The sequence below is a fragment of the Desulfatitalea tepidiphila genome (genome assembly GCF_001293685.1).
In the GTDB taxonomy this organism is placed as follows: domain Bacteria; phylum Desulfobacterota; class Desulfobacteria; order Desulfobacterales; family Desulfosarcinaceae; genus Desulfatitalea; species Desulfatitalea tepidiphila.
The window spans coordinates 176,653-196,211 of the sequence record NZ_BCAG01000001.1; the positions used below are offsets into that span (position 1 = coordinate 176,653).

General features: G+C 59.0%; 18 protein-coding genes. 2 read left to right on the top strand and 16 right to left on the bottom strand.

The genetic code is table 11. From position 1 onward, the window contains the following. Positions 1-83: 83 nt before the first annotated feature. Positions 84-1,616, top strand: coding sequence for an ATP-binding cassette domain-containing protein (locus tag DFT_RS00770; RefSeq protein WP_083453242.1), 1,533 nt, complete (start codon positions 84-86; stop codon positions 1,614-1,616). A gap of 48 nt (positions 1,617-1,664) precedes the next feature. Here the strand turns inward: DFT_RS00770 and DFT_RS00775 are convergent, their stop codons facing one another. Beyond that, a complete protein-coding gene (locus tag DFT_RS00775) occupies positions 1,665-4,148 on the bottom strand; it encodes a M1 family metallopeptidase (protein WP_054029344.1) in 2,484 nt (827 codons plus the stop codon). Between the two features lie 140 nt (positions 4,149-4,288). Between DFT_RS00775 and DFT_RS00780 the strand changes: the two genes are divergently transcribed. Next, complete coding sequence (locus DFT_RS00780; protein WP_054029345.1) at positions 4,289-5,185, top strand: hypothetical protein; 897 nt, start codon at positions 4,289-4,291, stop codon at positions 5,183-5,185. A gap of 21 nt (positions 5,186-5,206) precedes the next feature. On the opposite strand, the gene DFT_RS00785 is transcribed toward DFT_RS00780, so the two are convergent. The 15 genes from DFT_RS00785 to DFT_RS00855 all read right to left on the bottom strand — a co-directional run bounded on the left by DFT_RS00785 (position 5,207) and on the right by DFT_RS00855 (position 19,538). Further along, a complete protein-coding gene (locus DFT_RS00785; RefSeq protein ID WP_054029346.1) occupies positions 5,207-7,069 on the bottom strand; it encodes an ABC-F family ATP-binding cassette domain-containing protein in 1,863 nt (620 codons plus the stop codon). Positions 7,070-7,318: 249 nt separating this feature from the next. Further along, positions 7,319-8,185, bottom strand: coding sequence for an NAD(P)H-hydrate dehydratase (locus DFT_RS00790; protein ID WP_054029347.1), 867 nt, complete (start codon positions 8,183-8,185; stop codon positions 7,319-7,321). Next, positions 8,182-8,736 carry a putative Se/S carrier protein gene (locus DFT_RS00795; protein ID WP_054029348.1) on the bottom strand — a complete coding sequence of 185 codons (555 nt, stop codon included), beginning with the start codon at positions 8,734-8,736 and terminating at the stop codon, positions 8,182-8,184. The genes DFT_RS00790 and DFT_RS00795 overlap by 4 nt, the downstream gene beginning before the upstream one ends. A gap of 6 nt (positions 8,737-8,742) precedes the next feature. After that, a complete protein-coding gene (locus DFT_RS00800; RefSeq protein WP_054029349.1) occupies positions 8,743-8,961 on the bottom strand; it encodes a sulfurtransferase TusA family protein in 219 nt (72 codons plus the stop codon). 10 nt (positions 8,962-8,971) lie between these two features. Beyond that, positions 8,972-10,063 (bottom strand): YedE family putative selenium transporter, encoded by a 1,092-nt coding sequence (yedE, locus tag DFT_RS00805; RefSeq protein ID WP_054029350.1) that lies wholly within the window; start codon positions 10,061-10,063, stop codon positions 8,972-8,974. Positions 10,064-10,251: 188 nt separating this feature from the next. Next, positions 10,252-11,010, bottom strand: coding sequence for an acyl-CoA dehydratase activase (locus tag DFT_RS00810; protein ID WP_054029351.1), 759 nt, complete (start codon positions 11,008-11,010; stop codon positions 10,252-10,254). Positions 11,011-11,017: 7 nt separating this feature from the next. Beyond that, positions 11,018-12,298: a double-cubane-cluster-containing anaerobic reductase gene (locus DFT_RS00815; RefSeq protein ID WP_054030038.1), complete on the bottom strand. Its 1,281-nt coding sequence runs from the start codon at positions 12,296-12,298 to the stop codon at positions 11,018-11,020. Between the two features lie 63 nt (positions 12,299-12,361). Further along, complete coding sequence (locus DFT_RS00820; RefSeq protein ID WP_054029352.1) at positions 12,362-13,213, bottom strand: radical SAM protein; 852 nt, start codon at positions 13,211-13,213, stop codon at positions 12,362-12,364. Next, complete coding sequence (locus DFT_RS00825) at positions 13,214-14,020, bottom strand: 4Fe-4S binding protein (protein WP_200906994.1); 807 nt, start codon at positions 14,018-14,020, stop codon at positions 13,214-13,216. After that, positions 14,013-14,909, bottom strand: coding sequence for a substrate-binding domain-containing protein (locus tag DFT_RS00830; RefSeq protein WP_200906995.1), 897 nt, complete (start codon positions 14,907-14,909; stop codon positions 14,013-14,015). Before DFT_RS00830 ends, DFT_RS00825 begins: the two co-directional genes overlap by 8 nt. Before the next feature lie 137 nt (positions 14,910-15,046). After that, positions 15,047-17,845, bottom strand: coding sequence for a formate dehydrogenase subunit alpha (gene fdhF / locus DFT_RS00835; RefSeq protein WP_054029354.1), 2,799 nt, complete (start codon positions 17,843-17,845; stop codon positions 15,047-15,049). Further along, a complete protein-coding gene (locus DFT_RS00840; RefSeq protein ID WP_054029355.1) occupies positions 17,842-18,153 on the bottom strand; it encodes an IscA/HesB family protein in 312 nt (103 codons plus the stop codon). The genes fdhF and DFT_RS00840 overlap by 4 nt, the downstream gene beginning before the upstream one ends. Positions 18,154-18,170: 17 nt before the next feature. Further along, entirely contained in the window at positions 18,171-18,662 is a 492-nt protein-coding gene (locus tag DFT_RS26070; protein ID WP_054029356.1) for a hypothetical protein, read from the bottom strand. Then, positions 18,655-19,071, bottom strand: a complete 417-nt coding sequence (locus tag DFT_RS00850; protein WP_054029357.1) for an FAD-dependent oxidoreductase — start codon at positions 19,069-19,071, stop codon at positions 18,655-18,657. Before DFT_RS00850 ends, DFT_RS26070 begins: the two co-directional genes overlap by 8 nt. Continuing rightward, positions 19,068-19,538: a hydrogenase iron-sulfur subunit gene (locus DFT_RS00855; RefSeq protein WP_054029358.1), complete on the bottom strand. Its 471-nt coding sequence runs from the start codon at positions 19,536-19,538 to the stop codon at positions 19,068-19,070. The genes DFT_RS00850 and DFT_RS00855 overlap by 4 nt, the downstream gene beginning before the upstream one ends. Positions 19,539-19,559 lie beyond the last annotated feature (21 nt).

A 19,559-nucleotide genomic window follows, 5' to 3' on the forward strand; every position in this document is an offset into this window, starting at 1 on the left:
GCCTTTTTTGTTATAGGGGTAATGCGTTTGCAGAGGTTGCAGGGGGGTACCGAACCCGTCCGGGGGTGGGACCGCGAGGTGTGATGATGGATGCCGCGCCGTTTTTGACATTGGAAGATGTGACCGTGCGTTTGCGGGATCGCTGGTTGCTCGCAGATACCCAATGGCAGATCCGGTGTGGTGAGAATTGGGTGGTATGGGGGCCCAACGGCGCAGGCAAGACGACCCTGGCCAGGATACTCACCGGCGAGGTGGCGGTGGTCAAGGGGTGGGTCCGGCGCCATTACGAGCAGGACCCGGCCGTGTGCGCGGGGCGTCGAGCAGTGGCCCTGGTCTCTTCCGAGCAGTACCATCGGATCTACCGGCAGGAGCAACTGTTCGATGAATTCCGCCATTTCAGCGGACGGTTGGATCAAACCACCGCGGCCGCCGACGTGTTGCGGGGCGTTACGGAGCGATACGGTAAAACGCCATCTGCGGCCTTCCATGGGACCCAGATACCCGAGATTCTGGATCTGGCGGCGATCTTGAGCAAACCGATTCAGGCGCTCTCTTCCGGTGAGATGCGCAAGCTGCTCATCGCCTGCGGCCTGGCCGCCGAACCTTGCCTGCTGATTCTCGACGAGCCGTTCAACGGCCTGGACAAACCCTCCCGGGCGAATCTGTTGCGGCTGCTCGAACAACGGATCGTGTCCGGGACCCAGATGGTGCTGATCGTGCATCGCAGAGAGGAGATACCCGTCTTTTTTTCGCACCTGCTGCAGGTGAAGGACGGACGGGTGGTCTGGCAGGGGCCCATGGCCGATGCTGCGGTGCTGCGTTCGCCAGACGAGGCCAAAGCCGGTGACGGCGGCCGAATCCCAGATCGATCCAAAGACCGATCAGCAACTCGATCCTTAAATCGGGTCGATGCCGGCGAGCCGTTGATCCGGATGCGCGAGGCGACCGTCCGCTTCGGTGGCCACGTCGTCCTGGATCGGGTCGACTGGACCGTGCGTGCCGGAGAAAACTGGGCGGTCCTGGGACCCAACGGCGCCGGCAAGAGCACCCTGCTCCAATTGATCACCGGCGACCAGCTGCAGGCCTATGCCAACGACATTCACCTGTTCGGGCGCCCCAAGGGCTCGGGAGAGTCGATCTGGGAGATCAAGGAACACATCGGCTATGTGGCGGACGAGTTGCAGGCCCGCTATCAGCGCAGGATCACCGCTTTCGATGTCATCTGTTCGGGTTTTTTCGACTCGGTCGGTCTGTACCGTTATTGCAGCGACGCACAGCGCGAGGCCGGCAGCCACTGGGTGCATGTCCTGCATCTGGAAGAGCTGGCCGACCGACCCATGGCGCAGCTCTCATTCGGTCAGCAGCGGTTGATTCTCATCGCCCGGGCCATGGTCAAGACGCCCCGCCTGTTGATCCTGGACGAACCGTGCAACGGCCTGGATATGAGCAACCGCCGCCGGGTCCTCGACATGGTAAAGGCCATCGCCGCTTCCGGGCATACCAACCTGCTTTATATCAGCCATCGGCCGGACGAGATGCCGGCCTGCATTACCCATTGTCTTCAATTGGACGCCGGGCGCGTCATTCACGCGGGTCCTATCGAAGGGTGCCGATAGAGGTCAACGCCCATATCGGGCCACCTGGCTATTTGTGGAGGGACACTGCTAACAACTGTTCCGCATCCGCGTGTTGATCTCCAGGTTCTCCAGGGCCAGCCGGAAAGCATCCGCCAGGCAGGGGTGTTCGGCGATGTAGGCTTCGCTGAAGTGTCGCACCTCTGTTTCCCGGCCCAGCCCGCCGAACGGGATGATGGCCGTGATGACCCGTTCGTAGAGCAGGGGATGAAAATCTTCGAGGGCATTGAGGTTTTCCAGGTACCAGGGCCACAACTGGGTTTGAAGGGTCGGGTTGGCGGCCATTGCCACGATGGGCATGAAACGGTTGCGCGGCGGCACGCTGGCAAGGGTATGCGCCAGGGCCTTGCGGGCCGCTTGCCAATCCTGAAAGCCGCCGAACGCGGCCAGGATGTTCATGCGTTCATGTTCGCTGGGCGATTGTTCGAAGCGGCGGATCAGCCAGCCCAAGGCCTGTTCGCCCCGGGTCCAGGCGCCGATCTGCATCACCGCCTTGGCGATATCCGGATGGGTGGGATGGCCGGCCGTCAGGGCGTCGAACTGTTCGCATGCGAAATCGATGGCGCTATCCAACCCCCAGACCGCCGCCTGCCATAGCAGTTGGTCGCGGAGAATGGCCGTGGTGTGAGGTTCGTCTTCGGCCGGCCGCAGGCCGCAATGGCTCAGGGCCCGGTCGGCCAAGGCCTTGCCTGCGGCTGCGACCGCCGGCCGCCGGGCCTCGGATGCGATCAGCAGGGCCTGAAAAAGGTTGCCCGCCATGCTGGTCAACGGCAAAAAGGCGGTCTCGTTTCCGTAGCGGCCCAATGCATCGAGCCAGGCGCCCAACTCGACCCGGGCCTGCCGGACCAGGGCATACAGATCGTTCTGCAGCCCCCAGCGATCCTCGACATCCATGACCTGACCGGCCACGAGTTCGCCCAGAGCCGCCCAATTCTCCTTGTCCTCGTAGTGCACACGGTAGAATCCCGACTGACGGCTGTTGAGTTTATACGCCCGGCAATCGGGCGGCAGGGGCAGCGTGGCCCGTTCCGTATCCATCAACAGGGAGAGCGTTTCGGCTGGGCGGTCGCCGGTCCATACCGTGATAGTGAGGGGAATATGCCACACCTGATCACCGGGCATGTCCAGATAGGTGAAACGTTGCTGTCGCAAAACCAGTTCGTTGCCGCTGCGGGAAACCGTGACCAGGGGATGGCCAGGCTGGCCGATCCAATTCTGCATCATGGCCGTGATGGGTTGGGCCGATACCTTTTCAAACGCCTGCCACAGATGGTAACTTTCGGCGCAATCGTACTGATGGTCGCCGAGATAGGAGCGGACGCCCTGCTGGTAGGTCTCGGTTCCGATGTACCCTTCGATCATGCGCAATATACTGGCGCCTTTGTTGTAAATGATCGGCGCGGTGCTGGAGTTGATGACCACGTGCTCGCCGCCGGGAATTTCGATGGCAAAGGTTTCCTTCAAGCCGTCGCGGGTCAGGGCGGTGGCGGTTTCGGTGGTCAGGAACTGCTCCCAAATGCCCCAGTCGGGATGGTAGTGGGCCACCACGCCATAGCCGAAATAGGTGGCAAAGCTTTCGTTGAGCCACAGATATTTCCAGTCGGCGGGCGTCACCAGATTCCCGAACCATTGGTGGGCGATTTCATGAGCGATCACCTCGCAGATGCGTTCGATGCCGGCCTTGGAGGTGTGTTCGGGGAAGTTGAGCAGCAGATTTTCCCGAAAGGTGATGGCCCCCCAGTTTTCCATGGCCCCAAAGGCAAAATCGGGCACGGCGATCAAGTCCATCTTGGGCAGCGGATAGTCGATGCCGTAGTAGCGTTCGCAATATTGCAGCGCCTTGCGGCCGAAGTCCAGGCCGAGGCCGGTGGTGTGGGCCATGCCCGGCAGGTGCGCCAGGCGCACCCGTGCGTCTTTCCTGTCCCGCTGCAGTTCGAAATCCCCCAGACCGAAAAAGACGAGATAGGTGGACATCACCGGCGTGGGCTGAAACGTGACCCGCTTGCGCCCGTTATCCAGCTGTTCTTCCTTCATGGGCAGGGTGTTGGCCAATACCGTCAGGTGGTCCGGTACGGTCATGGTGAGCTCGAAAACCGCCTTCTGGCGTGGGTGATCCATGCAGGGAAACGCCTGCCGCGCCGAGCTTTCCTGGAACTGGGTCACGGCCAGAAGGTGGGTGCGGCCGTCATAGGTGGCCTGGCTGCGGTAAAACCCGGCCATGCGGTCGTTGATGATGCCCTGGTATTGGATGTGGAGCTCGAAGCGGCCGGTTTGGGGTTCGGGCAGGCGAACGGTCAGAGTCTCACTGGCAGGGTCCAGCGCAAATGGAAGGTCGACCCGGCGCTCGCCTTTGTCCATTTGACACGTCCAAATGGCCAGCTCCAGCGCATTCAAGATCACATGATCGACGGGCGCATCCGTTTCAAACGTGACGGCGACCTGCCCGTCGAACCGAAATTGGCTTAAATCCGGCGTGATGTGGATGGCATAACGCACCGGTCGTAAGTAGGACATGGGCGACCTCCTTTATTCTAACCTCTCCCCATCGCAAAGCCGAAAGGGCGAGGTTCTCCTTGCAAACCAAAGCCTGCTGGCGTATGGTAAACACTCCTTATCCGAAACAATGCCAATTTCCAAACGCGTTTTCGTAGCCTATGGACAAAACCGTCAAAATTCTCATCATCCTCTTTGCCGCCCTGGGCCTCGGCCTGCTCGGATATTACCTGGTGAACCAGTGGCACACCCGCGCCATCGAGGCGGCCGTGGAACAAGAAAAGGACGCCTGCCTGAAAAAGATCGCCAAGCTCGAGGCAGATATCCGCAAACTGGCCGAGGAGGCCGATCTTCAGTCGCAAGGGTTGGCCGGCAAATCCGATTTGACGCCCGTGTTCGGTCCGGACAAACCCATGACGGCGGGCGTGGACGACGCCGTGAACTGCCAGAAGGTCACGGCCCAGACAGTGGCCTTTTTTCAATATCTGGACAGCAAGGCCTATCTGATTTGGCCTGGTATCAATATGCGGGCCGAAGCGCTCTTCGACGATGTCTTCAAACGGTTGGCCGCCAACCCACCGACCAACGTGGGCGAGATGGACAACCTGTACGCTCTGATGCGGAATGTGACCCACTTTTACCGGGTGCTGGGCCGCGATCGCATCAACCTGATCAAGGAGATTCTCACCAGCGAATCGGCGGTGGTGGAACCGGCCATGGCCGTTTTGTTTACCTGGATGACCGTCTGCGACCGCATCCATCCCAAGACCCGGGAGCCCGAGCGGCTCAATACCCTTTACCAATACGCCTCTTTTTTTCTCAACACGTTGGGCGGGCGCAGCTATCTGCTGCGTCGAGACAGCAAATTGCGCATGTTGGTCAACTACTATGCCTTGCGTATTCTGGACATGGCCAACGATGCCAGCCTCAACGCTTACGGGCTCGATATCCGGCCGCATCTCGACTATGTTTTTTACGACATCAACAACCAGAAGGGCCTGATGTACCGTCAGCGCTATCTTTCCCGTCTCGCCGCACTCAAAGACAAGTACCAATAAGCATCGTCTGCTGTTTTTACGCTACTCTTCCAGTCCGGCCAGCTTTTCGGATAATTGTGCGTCCAGCGTCTCTTTTTGCTTGTAAAGGGTGTCGAGCGAAGCGAATTGGGTTTCGATCGCAGCCGTGCATTTGTGGATGTCCCGGGAGAGTTGGGCGATACGGTCGCCATTCTGCGCCTGGGCGGCCGTGACCATCTCTTCGTTGAGCTTCGCCAGGCGCTTTTCTTCGGTTTCTATGGCGGCCTCGGTGGTTTGAATGTCGCTTTCCAACCCCTTGCGCGTCTTGGCGTCCGCGCTCATGATGGTCGAACGCATGCGCCGCATCTCTTTTTTGGTCATCCTGGGCTGGTCCGGCGCACGGGCAATCTCTGATTCCACCGTTTTACCGGCCGGGTTGGGGTCGTCTCCCCAGCCGCCCTTTTCCAGAAAGTCCTGATAGCTGCCTTCGAACAGGGTGACCTGGTTTTCATGAAAGACGATCAGGCGCTGGGCAAGGGCGTGCAGAAACATCTCGTTATGGGTCACCATGATCACGGCGCCGTCGAAGTTGTCGATGGCGGCCATCAGGGCGTCGCACGACTCCATATCCAGGTGGTTGCTCGGTTCGTCCAGCAGCAGGAGGTTCAACGGCGTGGCCAGCAGCTTGCCCAGCATGACCCGGGCCTTTTCACCGCCGGAAAGCACCTCGATTTTTTTCAGGGCCGCGTCGCCCTCGAACAACATGGCGCCGCATATGTTACGCGCCTGCTGCCGGTTGAGATCCCCATGGCAGAGCAGGATCTCCTCTTCGACCGTGTGGCGGTCGTTGAGGGTCTGGATATTGGTCTGCTCGTAAAAGCCCGTGACCACGCCGGGGTGGAACACGATCTCACCTTTCACGGGTTTCAGGTTGCCGGCTAGCAGTTGCAGCAGGGTCGTCTTGCCCTGGCCGTTGGGCCCCACCACGCAGAGGCGGTCACCGGCGTGCAGCACGAAATCCAGATCGCTGAACAGCCTGGGGCGGTTGGCATAGCCAAAGGTCAATCCCCGCACCCCCAGGACCTGCTTGCCGCGAAAGGGCAGGCAGCGGAAGGAAAAGTCCAGGTCCCGCATCTGGGTCAATTTCTGCTTCTTTTCGAGCTTCTCCAGGGCCTTGATTCGCGACTGGACCAGGCCGGCCAGGCGCGCCTTGGCGCGGAAGCGGGTGATGAACTGTTCGATCTCCTTGGCGCGCCGTTCGTCGTTCTGGCGCGTCTTTTCATAGATCTCCTCGTCCTGGGCGATCTGGGCATAATATTTTTCTGTGCTGCCGGCGATCTTGCGCAATTTCTGGCGATGGATGCCCACGGTGTGCGTGACGATGCGGTCCATGAAGCTGCGGTCATGGGTGATGAGCATCAGTTCATGGGGCCAGTTGGTCAGGAAGCGTTCGATCCATCGGATGGAGGTGATATCCAGGTAGTTGGTCGGCTCGTCCAGCAGCAGCAGGTCGGGTTCGGACACCAGGACCTTGGCCAGATTGAGCCGGACCTGAAATCCGCCCGAAAACTCCTTGGGATGCCGCTGCATATCGGTATCGGAAAACCCCAGGCCCGCCAGGATCTTCTCCACCAACCAGTGGTGGTCGCTCCGGTCTTCCGGCAGCCCCAGCATCCCCTCTTCCAGGACCGTGGCCTGGGTAAATGCCAACTGCTGCTGGACATGGCCGATGCGATATCCCTTCGGAGCCGTCACGGTGCCGCCGTCATACTCCTCCTCGCCGATGAGAATGCGGAAAAGGGTGGTTTTGCCGTGGCCGTTGCGTCCCACCAGGCCCACGCGTTCACGCTTGTTGATCTTGAAGCCGGCCTGGTCGAAAAGCACTTGGCCGCCGAATGTTTTGGTCAGGTTTTCTACTGCAATCATGGAGGTCGTTTCTATCGTGAATTCATTCTGGCCTGATCCGCAACCCCTTCGAAGATAAGGCACCCGATCCTTTTAGCCTACGTTACAATGGAAATAAAGCCCATTTCCGTGCGATGGATGCAAGTCCGGGATCCGGGGATGGCATATGTCACGAACTCATGGACCGGCGCGACCCAGCGATTGAAACTGAACGCCAAGCATTAAATCCGGCGTGGGTGGAACAGGTGGCCGATGCCACACGCCGAGCGGTCAATTGCCGGTAAAATGCAATCGGCGGGCGAGGGCTTCGGGAATGTGGACGATCAGTTCGGCGATCTGGGTGGCGGGGGTGGGATCGGCCAGGGAACCGGCCAGACGGTTGGCCTGGGCAGCCAGAAGGGCGGCCCGGGTGGGGGCGTAACCGGCGGCGCACAAAACGGTCAGCAGTCCGGTCAGGGTGTCGCCGGTACCGCCGATGGCCTCCATGGCCTCGAAACTGGGGTGATTCACGGTGGCCGCGATGCGACCTTGTTCCACGATATAGTCGGTGGCGCCCTTGACGAGAAGATGACGGGCGGCATTCCCGTGTTGATAGGCGCGCTGGATCAGTTCAGGCAGGTTGTCGTTCTGGTGCAGGATGAAGCCGCGGGTATAAAACGGATGGGGGGCGGTCTCGTCGGCCAGGAAGGCCAGTTCGCCCGCATCCGGGGTGAAGAAATCGTAAGCCGGCGCCTGGCCGCTCATCTTGGCGGCATACATGAAACCGGCGTCGGCGATCAACAGCGGGCGTTGCCGCATGAGTTCGATGGCGAACAGCACCCGGTTGTGCCAGTCCACATCGGGTTGCAGATAGTGGAAGGTCAACACCGTGAACGGCCATCGGTCCAGCTCGTTTTCAAGAAACTGATACAGGCGCCGGCTGCCTGCCCCCTTTCCGATATCGCCGACCAGAATGCCGTGAATGGGCGGTGCGCCGATGCTTTCGCCGGCTTTCAAGGCGGCGCCGAGCAGGGCGGGCGTGCCGCGGTTGACGGTTACACGCCGGCCGTCGATGATCAGGCTGTCTCCGTCCCATTTCACCACTCCGCAGGTCAAGGGGAAATCCGGGTCTGGTACAGTGCCGATGATACCGATCATTTTCGTTGCAGCTCCTCATAAGCCAGCTGCAGGGCATAGCCGCACAGGGTGTGGCCCAGATCGCGCGGCCGGGGTGAATCGCTCAACGTTTTCCCCACCATCTTTTCGGCCAGATAGGGCACGTCCGGACAGCCACCGCCCGAGATGTTGACGATGGTGCGGGTCTGCTTGAAAATGGTGATTTTCATGTTGGCCGCCCGTACCATGAGATACTCTCCGAAGTCCTTGGTGTGAAACAGGTCGACGGGGGTGAGCAGGGGAGCGCTGACCGGTACCACACTCAACGGCGCCAGCTCGGCCAGGTGCAGTTCCCGGACGATGTTGAGCCCTTCGATGAGCGGGAACTCGATGACCAGGTCGCAGCCGGTGCGGATCTCCGGGGGCGGCCCCATGACCCGCACCGGCCAGCCGGCCTGTTTTAGTATCTTCTCCGCCTGGATCACCTCGCTGGTGTTTTCGAACACCAGGATGCCGCGATCGGACGATGATTCCCTTTGGGGTTCCGCCGGGGTCCCAGGCCCCGGCAATTTTCGTTTCAACCAGCCGATCATGGATATTTATCCCTTGGTGATGGCGATCCGGTACCCTTCGCCCTCCGGCGTGACCTCACCCACCCGGCAACCTTGGCTTTCGGCGGCCCGTGTCACGTTTTCCCGGGATGTATCGGTATCCACCAGGACCACGATCTCTTTGTCCTTGCCGTTTTTGATTTCGTTCAGAGTCATGATGACCGGTTGAGGGCAGGATAGCCCTCGCGCATCGACGGTTGTAGGCATGCAAACCTCCTTATACGCTTTTCTTGCGCATGGTAAACCCTATGAACAGACAAGACAACAGGCCAATGACCACGGCGGCGATGCCATGGGGCCCGACCCCTTGGGGGGAGCTGGCCAATCCGAAGTTGTGCGCGATTCCGGCGCCCACGATCATGCCCATCACGAATACGGCCGCATCACCGTCTCCTTCGCCGGCCAGAAACAGCTGGCGCCCGGGACATCCCCCGGCCAACGCAAATGCCAGACCGGCCAGGGCCATACCGGCGAAATTCCAGATGTGCATGGTGTGGGCCACCGGTTGCCCGGTAAAACCGGCGTTGAACTGCCCCAGGATCAGATTGGTCACGAAGGCCACCACCACGAGGGCGACGAAGCCGGAGAGCAGATGGGTCTGCCCAAACAGCACGGTGTCTCGAATGGCGCCCATGGTGCAGAAGCGGCTCCGCTGGGCAAGAAAACCGACGGCCAATCCGACCACCAGCGCCAGCAGCAGCGGCGCATGCATGGCGCCCGGCCCTTTGACACTATAGAACAACACACCGCTGCTGGGCTGGTCCTTGATTTGGGGAAAGACCAGCACCAGAGCCAGGAATCCGATCATGATCAGCGGCAGCATCCAGCCCACGGCGGCGTGGGTCGCCTGGGTGCGGCCCAGGTTGTAGCCCTTTTTGAGAAAGAGGGTGCCGATCCAGATGCCGAAGGTCAAACCCAACAAACCCAGAATCGCATTGCCGTCTCCGCCGGCCAGGCGCAGCACGGCCCGCCACGGACAACCGAGGAAGACCAGGGCGCCGATCATGGCAAAGACGCCCAGCACGAACCGAACGATGGGTGCCGATCCGACCCGGGGCCGATACTCTCTGAAAAGATAGGCGGCGATCAGCGAACCGATCACGAAGCCGATGATTTCCGGGCGCATGTACTGCACCACCGCTGCACGGTGCAGGCCTAAGGCACCGGCGATATCGCGTTCGAAACAGGCCACGCAGATGCCCATGTTGCCCGGGTTGCCCAGTTTCTGAAGCAACGGGGCCAGAATGCCGATCACAGCGCCGACGCCGATGATTCCCCATCGCGTCGCAAAAATGTTTCTCCCCTGCATCAATTCAACCTCCTTTTTTGATGTCCCACTCCGTTTCATCCTGACATATGTAAAGACGGCCTCTTACGATTCAGATGCTTGATTTCTTCTATTGCTCGAAAAAGAGTTTTTGGCTCCCTTTGAAGGTGCCGCTGCATGCGTTCCTGTCTGTCCCGGATTGCCCGAGGGCGCCATCGGTCTTCCACCGTTTACTGCGACTCCAGAGCCAGCAAGGCCGCACCCAGGGCCCCGGCAAATTGTGAGTGCTCGTGGTAAAGGACGGTTCGGCCCAGTTTCTGCGCCAGCAGGGCACGCAGGCACGGGTTTTTGGCGACCCCACCGGTAAATACAATATCCCCTGAGGGGGATACCCGTTGGATCATGGCCGCCACCCGGCGCATGACACTGGCGTGAAGGCCCAGGGCGATTTGGCGGCGATCTTGACCTTTGGCAATCAGCGAAGTGACCTCCGATTCGGCGAAGACCGTGCACATGCTCGAAATGGTGATTTCTTTTTCCGCCAGAAGCGCTTCGTCACCGAAAGCATCGATCTCAAAACCCAATGTGCGCGCCATGATCTCAAGGAATTTACCGGTGCCGGCGGCGCAGCGGTCGTTCATTTCAAATTTTTTCACTTTTCCGTTGTCGAACAAGGCGATGGCCTTGCTGTCCTGGCCGCCGATATCGAGCACGCTGCGAGCTTCGGGGAAAAGTGTGCGGGCTCCCCGGGCGTGCGCCTTGATCTCGGTCACCGTTGGAGCTTCGAATGCTATTTCCAGAAGATTACGACCGTAACCGGTAGCCATGATGCGGTCGCATTCGATGCCATTGAGCAGGCGTTTGGTGTCGCTCATGGGGTCAAAGCCGGTATCGGTCTTCAGGCGATGGGTGATTTCTCCGGTTGAATCCACCACCACGAGTTCAATCGTTCGGGAGCCGATGTCGATGCCGGCAAAACGGTCGTTCATCCTTTTGCTATCCTTTGATTTGTTCGATGAACGCTTCCACGCGCGTCTTGAGCTGCCCGGCATCTTCCATGCTGTAGTCGGTCTCGATGCGCAGGCAGGGGATATTTTTTTTCTCGAGGGCCTTCTCCACGGGTATGGCTTCCATCAGGTAGGGCTGGCAGAACTGCAAGCCGTAATGGATGACGCCGTCGGCCTTGTAGGCGGCGGCCATCTCTTCGATATGGGCCAGGCGATCGGGGTTGGGGGTGAAGATGGCGCAATCCACCTGGTAATAGCGATCCACGATGGCGGCCATCATCTCCTCGACCGTTTGGCCCGATGCGTCGGTGAGGTTGCGGGTGCCCCGTTCGCCCACGCACGACTCCTCTCCCACGATAACGGCGCCCGAAGTCTCCACGATAAAAGGCAGTTTCCAGTTGGGAACAGCCTGGGGACAGCCGGAGACCAGGATGCGGGGCGTGCCGGCCGGGCAGGTGCCCTTTTTCTCCGCGATGCGGTTTTCCAGCTCGTCGCAGATTTTGTTCACCGATTCTGTGAAACGCGCCGGGTTGTCGTAGAAGAAGACCTGGTTGACCAATAGGGCATCCAGGCCGGATACGGGGACAGGATCTGCTTTCCGCAAAGCTGACAATCGGTGTAAGGCAGCCCGTTTGGCATTGACGGTGCCGATGGCCGCTTTCAAGGATTCAGCCGTGATCTTCACACCGGTGAGCGTTTCCATGGCCGTTTTGAAACGGAAGTATTCATTTTGGAGCAATGCCCGGCCGTTTTCTGATTTGACTTGGGGCAGGTCCATCACATAGAGGTTGCTCACCAGTTGGCCCAGCGTTTCATAGGCTTTCTTCTTGCCGTCGCAGGTGTTTTCGCCGACAATCATGTCCGCGCTCTCCAGGTAGGGGCACACCTTACCCAGCTTGAACCCGAACGAAGACTTGATCAGGGCGCACGTGTTGCGCGGCAGCAATTTTTCCACCTCCTCCATGGCGAAATCGGCACCCGAACAGAGGCCCACCAGGGTGGCGTTGGCCGCCAGTACCAGCTCCTCTGGGACAAACACGCAATAAGAGCCGACGATTTTGCGTCCGGCAGCCTTTTCATCCATCAACTCCTTGATGCGCAGGCCGTGCACTTCGCTCATGACGAAATCGAAGTAGGCCATGCCTTCGGGGCGGTTCTTTTGCGCCAGATAGATCTCCTGGTAGGCACTGCCCAGTACGCCCAGCAGCGCATCGTGGGCTTCCAGATCGAGGCCCAGTTCGGTCCACATGGAACGGTAATTGTCGCTCATGATGATAATTTCCTTTCTGAGTATTCTCATTCAAGCGCATGAGAATGAGACATGTGAATTCCTTCAACACTCGAACCGGATCATATGATCCTCATTCAATTTTCCTGCGGCATCCGACCGGCACCTCTGGCAATGGCGCATTTGCGGCACATATCGGCCGGCCTGCATTTGAAGCCTCTTCATTTGCGATGTGGATGGCGGCGCGGTATTTTCCATGGGTGTTGCGGGCAGGGGAATGAGGGGCAGCAGGTTCATCAGATCCACGCCCAACCGATGCAAGCGTTTGGCCAGAAAGAGGATATGATGCATGTTCATACCGGGAACCACCACACTGTTGATTTTGACGGTGAAATGCTTCTCTTTCAACAAAGCAACCGCTTCCATTTGTCGGTCGATCAGCAACTGCGCCGCTTCAACGCCATGCAGCATTTTTCCCCCGAACTGGACCCTTTGGTATAGAAGTGACCCGATGCCTGGATCGATAGCGTTGATCGTGACCGTGACAAAACGAACGTCAAGCGCCTGAAGGTCGCCGATGACCTCCTTGATCATCAAGCCATTGGTTGAGACGCACAAGGCGATATCGGAATGGGCGCGGCGGATGAGCTGGAAAGTACGGAGGGTGAGTTCCGGATCATCAAATGCATCTCCCGGACCGGCGATGCCGGCCACGGTGATGTACGGCATGTTCGCCAGGGCTATCTCCAAGCGAGTCAGCGCTTCGTCCGGGGTGATTGTCCTGCTGCAGACACCGGGCCGGTTTTCATTGGGGCACGCATGATCGCGCCGGCAATAGACACATTGAATGTTGCACGAAGGTGCCACGGGCAGGTGAATGCGGCCATACCGGGAATGGTCTTTTGAAAAGAAGCAGGGATGATGAGCCGTGGAGGATCGGGAATTCGGGCGATGCATTTAGCGTCCTTTCGGCAGTCGACCGATCTTGATGGCATCCTGGGGGCATGCCGAAAGGCAGTCGCAGCAGTTGGTACAGTTGGCTTCCGCTGGTCGCGTACCCATTGGGCAGACTTTGATGCATTTATTGCAATCATTGCAGCGATCGGTTTTGAAGACCCCGAAAAGGGCAATGGGCTTTATCCATTCCAGAACCCCGCCCGTTGGGCAGAATAAACGACACCAGGCATTGGCCATCAGGAGACCGAAGGCCAAGACACCCAGAACCACAAAAGTGCGTACGAGCCAGATGAGGTTGGCGTGCTCAAAGGTCAAGCGGATGGATTCGAAAAATCCGCCGACTCGAATCGGCACCACTTCCCGGGGTTGACCTCCCGGCAGCCAGACATAGAGAGCGGCCGCCGATGCGGTCAACAGCAGATAGGGAAACATGCGGGTAAAGGTGTGCCGGATGCGCAGTTTGAATGGCGCGAGATGCCCCAGCATCTGATTGACCAGGGCTCCCGGGCAGGCCCATCCGCAGAACGCCCTTCCAAAAATCACCACGGAAAGAGGCAGTAGCAACCAAAATCCCCAAAAGACGGTGAAGAGGCGGCCGTGACACGTAATGACCGGGCAGTTCTGGCAGCTCACGTAAGGCACGATGAAAGGGCAGCGGAAAATGCCGTAAAAGGACCATTGGCCGATGACGGCCGCGATGGCCGATTGGCACAAACGGCGCCACCAGATGAGACCCATCCCTGCAAAAGACTTTTTTTCGCCGGCGCTTTTCGGTACGGCGGGTATCGTCCTGGCTGTCTCAAGCATCTTTCACTCCCAGGGTCTCGACCAGTTGACGGCCTTCGTCGGAGATGGCGGGGATGAATCCGGCCTGTTCAAAAAAGGATTGGCCCTCCTCTGAGAGGATAAAATCCACGTACCGATCTGCCAGGGCACGATCCCGGGCCTCTTTCATGACGCCGATGGTAAAAGTGAGCGGCGGCGGGGGAAAGTATTGGGCCGGAATGGGGATGACCTCCGACCGGTCCCTGAAGAGCGGCATCCGGGTAAGCCGGAATTCTACCACCGACACATCCCCCTTGCCGTCGATCAGCTCTTCCATGGTGCGTTGCACGCAGCTTCCTCGGATCACGGTGTTATTTATGACCTGATCCATCACCCCGGCTTTTTTCAGCAGACCGATGGCTGCCTGTCCCCCGGGAGGAGAGGCATCCGGCGCGAGAATCACCCTAACGCCTGGGCGGGCCAGGTCTTTGATATCCGAAATGCCTGCGGGATTACCCCTGGGCGTGACCATGACATAACGGGTAAAGCACAGTGGCTTGAAATAGATCATCTTGCCGGCCGAGCGCAGCTTTTTGGCCAGGTCCAGCACCCGGCCGCCAAACACCTCGGTGGTGGCGCTGCCCAGCAGCGATTTGCCCAATGCGGCCGCGAAAGCCCCGGTATAGGCGATTTCGACCCCCGTCTTCTCCTTGTACCTTGCATTGGCCGGAATGAAGGCCTCGGCCAAACCGCCGCAGGACCATACCTGTAGTATTGAATGGGCACTTGTTGACGCGGCCGATCCCCTGGCGGGTGTCACCGCGCCCGCCGCTACAGCGGCAGCTCCGGTTAGAAACGCTCTTCGACTCAGAGTCGCAAGATCGGTTTGGATCATCTTTTCCCTTGCCGTTTCTCTCGCGTTGGCAGGCATGAAATTTCACTCTTATCGCATGGGAAAAGCCTATTGTTCAAATTGGAACTTTAAATATTGATTTGAAATGCCATAGGCATTTCCTATCGGATCGCCCACAATAGGAAAGAGGATTCCCAGGCCTGTGATTATGTCCATCAGGTTATAGCGTAATCCCTATTTGAGGCTTCATTCGTGGGCTCGAGGGCTACTGCGCAAACCTTCAATTCAGGAATATGGCAAACCGGGTCCAGCGCCGCGTGGGTCAGCCTGTTGGCAGCTGCCGCCGCGAAGTGGAACGGAATAAAAACCACACCTGGTAGGATGTCGTTGGAAACTGAGGCCTTGGCCATGATAACGCCGCGCCGGGAGCGTATGCGGACCCGCTGGTCGTCGGATATGCCGATCCGGTGGGCATCTTGGATGGAGATTCCCACCTGGCACTCCGGAGCTCGCTCGTTGAGGCCGTTACTCTTCATGGTCATGGTGCCGGTGTGGTAGTGGTACAACAATCGGCCTGTGGTCAGCGTCAGGGGATAGGCCTCATCTGTCAGTTCGGCCGGCGGTTGAAACCCCACGGCATGAAAGCGGCCCAAACCCCTCGTGAACTGTCCAGTGTGAAGCACCGGCGTGCCGGGATGATCGAGGTCCGGACAGGGCCACGTCAGGCTCAAATTTTCGATGCGGTTATAAGAAATGCCTGCATATGAAGGGGTCACACTGCGCATTTCGTCAAAAATGCCTTGGGCATTCTTGTAAGCCATCGTTACCCCCATGCGGGTGGCAAGGTCGGCGATGATGTCCCAGTCGGAGCGGGCTTGGCCGGGAGCGGCGACGGCGCGGCGAACGCGTTGGACCCTGCGCTCGGTGTTGGTGAAGGTGCCTTCTTTCTCGGCGAAGCAGGCAGAGGGCAGCACCACGTGCGCCAATTGGGCGGTTTCAGTCAGAAAAATGTCTTGGACCACCAGAAAATCGAGTTGCTTCAGGGCGGTTTCGGTATGGTTCAGGTCCGGGTCTGAGAGCATGGGGTTTTCACCGATGATGTAAAGTGCCTTGAGTTCGCCGTTATGGGCCTTTGGGATCATCTCGGTGGCCGTCCAGCCGGGCCGGGCGGGTAGATCGGTTGCGGCCCAGGCGTTTTCCATTTTTTTCAACACGGCGACGTCGATCACCGGTTGGTATCCACTGAAGACGTTGGGCAGCCCACCCATGTCACAGGCCCCCTGGACGTTGTTTTGACCCCGCAACGGGTTGACCCCTCCGCCCGGAATTCCCAGATTACCGGTGAGCATGGCCAGGTTGGCCAGGGATTTGACATTGTCGGTGCCGGTACTGTGCTGGGTGATGCCCATGCAGTAAATTATGGCAGCAGGTTTGGATTGGGCGTATAGCCGTGCTGTGCTGACCAGTTCGTCGGCATCGATGCCCGTGATGGCCGCCACGACGTCGGGAGTATATTTTTCCACCATTTGTGCCAGCGCATCGAAGCCCTCGGTGCGGTTCCGGATAAAGTCTGCATCATGCAGTTTATCTTTGAGGATGATGTGCATCCAACCATTGATCCAGGCCACGTCCGTGCCGGGCCGGGGGGTGAGCTTGTGCGCGGCGAAACGCGACAGAGGGATATTCCGGGGGTCGACGACGATCAACCGCGTTCCCCGGTAGCGTACGGCCCGCTTGATGCGCGACGCGATCACCGGGTGGGTTTCACTGCTGTTGGCGCCAGTCACCAGGATCACTTTGGATTGGTCGAGGTCGGCGATCGGATTGGTCATGGCGCCGCTGCCGAAACTGGCGGCAAGGCCAGCCACGGTAGAGGCGTGACATAGGCGGGCGCAATGGTCAACGTTATTGGTTTTGAGAACGGTTCGGGCAAATTTTTGAGCCAGGTAGTTTTCTTCGTTGGTGATCCGGGCGGAGACCAGTACGCCCATGGGGGCGTCGCCATGATCATCGCGGATTTGCCTGAACCTGCGGGCTACCAAGTCCAATGCTTCATCCCACGAAGCTTTGCGGAATCGACCATTTTCCTTGATCAATGGATCGGTGAGCCTTTCGGCGGAGGAAATGAAGTGGTAGCCGAAGCGCCCTTTGACGCACAAACTACCGTGGTTGGGGGGCTCATCCACGCCGGTCACTTTGACTACGCGATTTTCTTTGACATGGAGGTGGATCTGGCATCCCACGCCGCAATAGCTGCAAGTGGTGCGAACTTTATGGGTTTCCCATGGCCGCACGGCATAGCGCGCATCTTTTTCAACGAGAGCGCCGACGGGGCAGGCTTGAACACATTCGCCACAGAACACGCACTCTGAATCTTTTAAGGGGCGGTCACCGCCGGTGATGATTTTGGCTGCCGGGCCCCGATAGCCGATGCTGATGGCGTCGTTGCATTGCACTTCGTTACATGCCTGGACACAGCGGCCGCATTGGATACAGCGGGAAAAGTCGCGCACGATGAAAGGGTTCACGGTCTCCAAGGGATAGCGGGTCGGGCCGGTGCCGAAACATCGACCGGTGACTTGGTACCGGTAGGCAAGATCCTGCAGCCGGCAATCGCCCCATACCGGGCAAAGGTCAAGACCGCCATCTTCTTCCTGCACCCTGAGCTGAAACGAGGTCCAATCCAGGTTGTCGTTGCAGCGAACGGCGCAGTTGTGGTTGCCGGAGCCGAGCATCAGCTGAATGATTTCCCGCCGGGCCATAATCACTGCGGATGATTCGGTTTGCACGCGCATGCCGGGGGCGGCCGGTGTGGTACAAGCGGTGAGCAGGGTGCGTGCTCCCTCTACTTCGACCACGCAAATTCGGCAGGCACCGGTGGGGGTGACCCCCTTTAGCCAGCACAGGGTGGGGATGTCGATGCTGTGGCGTCGGGCCACTTCCAATAGCGTTTCACCATTTTCGAAGGGGAGTTGACGGCCGTTAATGAAGAGGGTTTGTGCAGGATTCGTCATGAACAGCATCCCTCAGACGAACCGCAACCGCCGCAACCGCATGTCAATTTCAGCGAAGAGGAAACTTTGAAGCCGCTCCCGGCAAAATCGATTTCAATGGGCTGGGCCTGGTTCAAGAAGGCCGTGTCCACCAGGTATTGAATACCGGAGAATTCGAAGGTGGTATCGTTCGGCTTGGCGTCATCCAGGGCCAGAACAATTTGCTGTCCGCTGCAACTGCTGGCTAAAAATACCCGGATGGGTTTAAGCGCGTTTTCTTCAAAGTAGCGTGCAATTTGTTCCTGGGCCTTTTCAGTGACATTGAGCATGAGCATTTCTCCTGTGTTTACGATTGAGACGCGCTCACCAGGCCCCTGAAGACCTTCCGGAGGTCGCGTTCGGTTGCGTTGGACAGCGGGTCGATATCTTCGTCCGGGTGAGCAGTTGTTTCGGGATGCGGTGAAGGATCGAGTTCGGCAGGGCATATGCACATCTCATTGCAGCGTTCCCGAATCTGTTCCTCGGTCAATTCGCGGTTGTTCTCGATCCAGCGGTGGCAATCGTCGTGGGTGCCGACATGCAGCAGGAAAAGCCGGCGGCCGGTTTTGAAGGTGATCAGGCGGTAGCCAGCGCCCAGGTTGTATTTCATCACCCCTTTGATGCGCAGTTCGCCATGCTTGGTGATCGTGCCGATGCGGTCCGGGACCAGGTGGCCCTGCCGCATGCGCTGAATGATCTTTTCGGCCCGTGCGGCAGCCAGGGCCGCCTTTTTGCCCGAACGACGGAGTAGTTCAAGGCTTTTATTGATTCTGGGATCCAGGTGCACATGTCTAATCATGGGATCCGTCTCCATATCTCTTCCGGTCCGGAAGGTCGGCGGCCGACACGACCGGGCATGCATCGATACAGGCCCGGCACCCGGTGCAGCGCTCGATGTCGACGCTGCGCGCTCGCTTTTTCACCACCGCTTTAAATCGGCCCGCTTCACCTGAGAGCGATTCCAAGGTGGCATAGGTGACCAGTTCGATGTTGGGATGTCGTCCGGCGCTGACCAGGTAGGGAGAGAGAATGCACATGGAACAGTCGATGGTGGGAAAGGTCTTGTCGAGCTGCCCCATCGTGCCGCCGATCGCCGGCGTTCGCTCGACCAGATAGACAAAGAAGCCGGAATCGGCCAAGTCCATGGCGGCTTGGATGCCGGCGACGCCGCCGCCCACGATCATGACGCTGCCGCTGGTCTTTTTCATATCAACGTCGCTCCTGATTGGATCGTTGTGGGGTCTGAATCCGACAATGGCCTTTTGATCATGCTCTTGGCCGGCCCCAGCGCCAGGACCGAATCGGTCACCTTCTGCGCCGTGGCGGCGAATTTGGTCGATTCGGCCGAAGAGATCCACGAAAAATGCAGCCTGCCCGGCTCCAGGCCGGAATATTCCAGGAAATTTTTCAATAAGGTGAATTTCCGGCGAGCGTAGAAATTGCCTTCGATATAGTGGCAGTCGCCCGGGTGGCAGCCAGACACCCATATGCCGTCGACGCCGTTGCGCAGGGCGGCCAGAATGAACTTGGGGCTGATGCGGCCGCTGCATGGCACCCGGATGACGCGGATGTTGGGCGGGTACTGCAGGCGGCTGACCCCGGCCAGGTCGGCGGCCCCATAGGTGCACCAGTTGCAAAAAAAGGCGATGATTTTCGGTTCCCATTGTGGCGTCATGGCATCACTTCTCTTGTGTTT

What these genes read in the sequence shown, in the direction of transcription:
- DFT_RS00785 (WP_054029346.1), bottom strand. Translation starts at nt 7,069, where the DNA reads ATGATTGCAGTAGAAAACCTGACCAAAACATTCGGCGGCCAAGTGCTT.
- DFT_RS00790 (WP_054029347.1), bottom strand. Translation starts at nt 8,185, where the DNA reads ATGATCGGTATCATCGGCACTGTACCAGACCCGGATTTCCCCTTGACC.
- DFT_RS00855 (WP_054029358.1), bottom strand. Translation starts at nt 19,538, where the DNA reads ATGACGCCACAATGGGAACCGAAAATCATCGCCTTTTTTTGCAACTGG.
- fdhF (WP_054029354.1), bottom strand. Translation starts at nt 17,845, where the DNA reads ATGACGAATCCTGCACAAACCCTCTTCATTAACGGCCGTCAACTCCCC.
- DFT_RS00775 (WP_054029344.1), bottom strand. Translation starts at nt 4,148, where the DNA reads ATGTCCTACTTACGACCGGTGCGTTATGCCATCCACATCACGCCGGAT.
- DFT_RS00840 (WP_054029355.1), bottom strand. Translation starts at nt 18,153, where the DNA reads ATGCTCAATGTCACTGAAAAGGCCCAGGAACAAATTGCACGCTACTTT.
- DFT_RS00830 (WP_200906995.1), bottom strand. Translation starts at nt 14,909, where the DNA reads ATGCCTGCCAACGCGAGAGAAACGGCAAGGGAAAAGATGATCCAAACC.
- DFT_RS00795 (WP_054029348.1), bottom strand. Translation starts at nt 8,736, where the DNA reads ATGATCGGCTGGTTGAAACGAAAATTGCCGGGGCCTGGGACCCCGGCG.
- DFT_RS00810 (WP_054029351.1), bottom strand. Translation starts at nt 11,010, where the DNA reads ATGAACGACCGTTTTGCCGGCATCGACATCGGCTCCCGAACGATTGAA.
- DFT_RS00820 (WP_054029352.1), bottom strand. Translation starts at nt 13,213, where the DNA reads ATGCATCGCCCGAATTCCCGATCCTCCACGGCTCATCATCCCTGCTTC.
- DFT_RS00800 (WP_054029349.1), bottom strand. Translation starts at nt 8,961, where the DNA reads ATGCCTACAACCGTCGATGCGCGAGGGCTATCCTGCCCTCAACCGGTC.
- DFT_RS00815 (WP_054030038.1), bottom strand. Translation starts at nt 12,298, where the DNA reads ATGAGCGACAATTACCGTTCCATGTGGACCGAACTGGGCCTCGATCTG.
- DFT_RS00770 (WP_083453242.1), top strand. Translation starts at nt 84, where the DNA reads ATGATGGATGCCGCGCCGTTTTTGACATTGGAAGATGTGACCGTGCGT.
- DFT_RS00825 (WP_200906994.1), bottom strand. Translation starts at nt 14,020, where the DNA reads ATGCTTGAGACAGCCAGGACGATACCCGCCGTACCGAAAAGCGCCGGC.
- DFT_RS00780 (WP_054029345.1), top strand. Translation starts at nt 4,289, where the DNA reads ATGGACAAAACCGTCAAAATTCTCATCATCCTCTTTGCCGCCCTGGGC.
- DFT_RS00850 (WP_054029357.1), bottom strand. Translation starts at nt 19,071, where the DNA reads ATGAAAAAGACCAGCGGCAGCGTCATGATCGTGGGCGGCGGCGTCGCC.
- yedE (WP_054029350.1), bottom strand. Translation starts at nt 10,063, where the DNA reads ATGCAGGGGAGAAACATTTTTGCGACGCGATGGGGAATCATCGGCGTC.
- DFT_RS26070 (WP_054029356.1), bottom strand. Translation starts at nt 18,662, where the DNA reads ATGATTAGACATGTGCACCTGGATCCCAGAATCAATAAAAGCCTTGAA.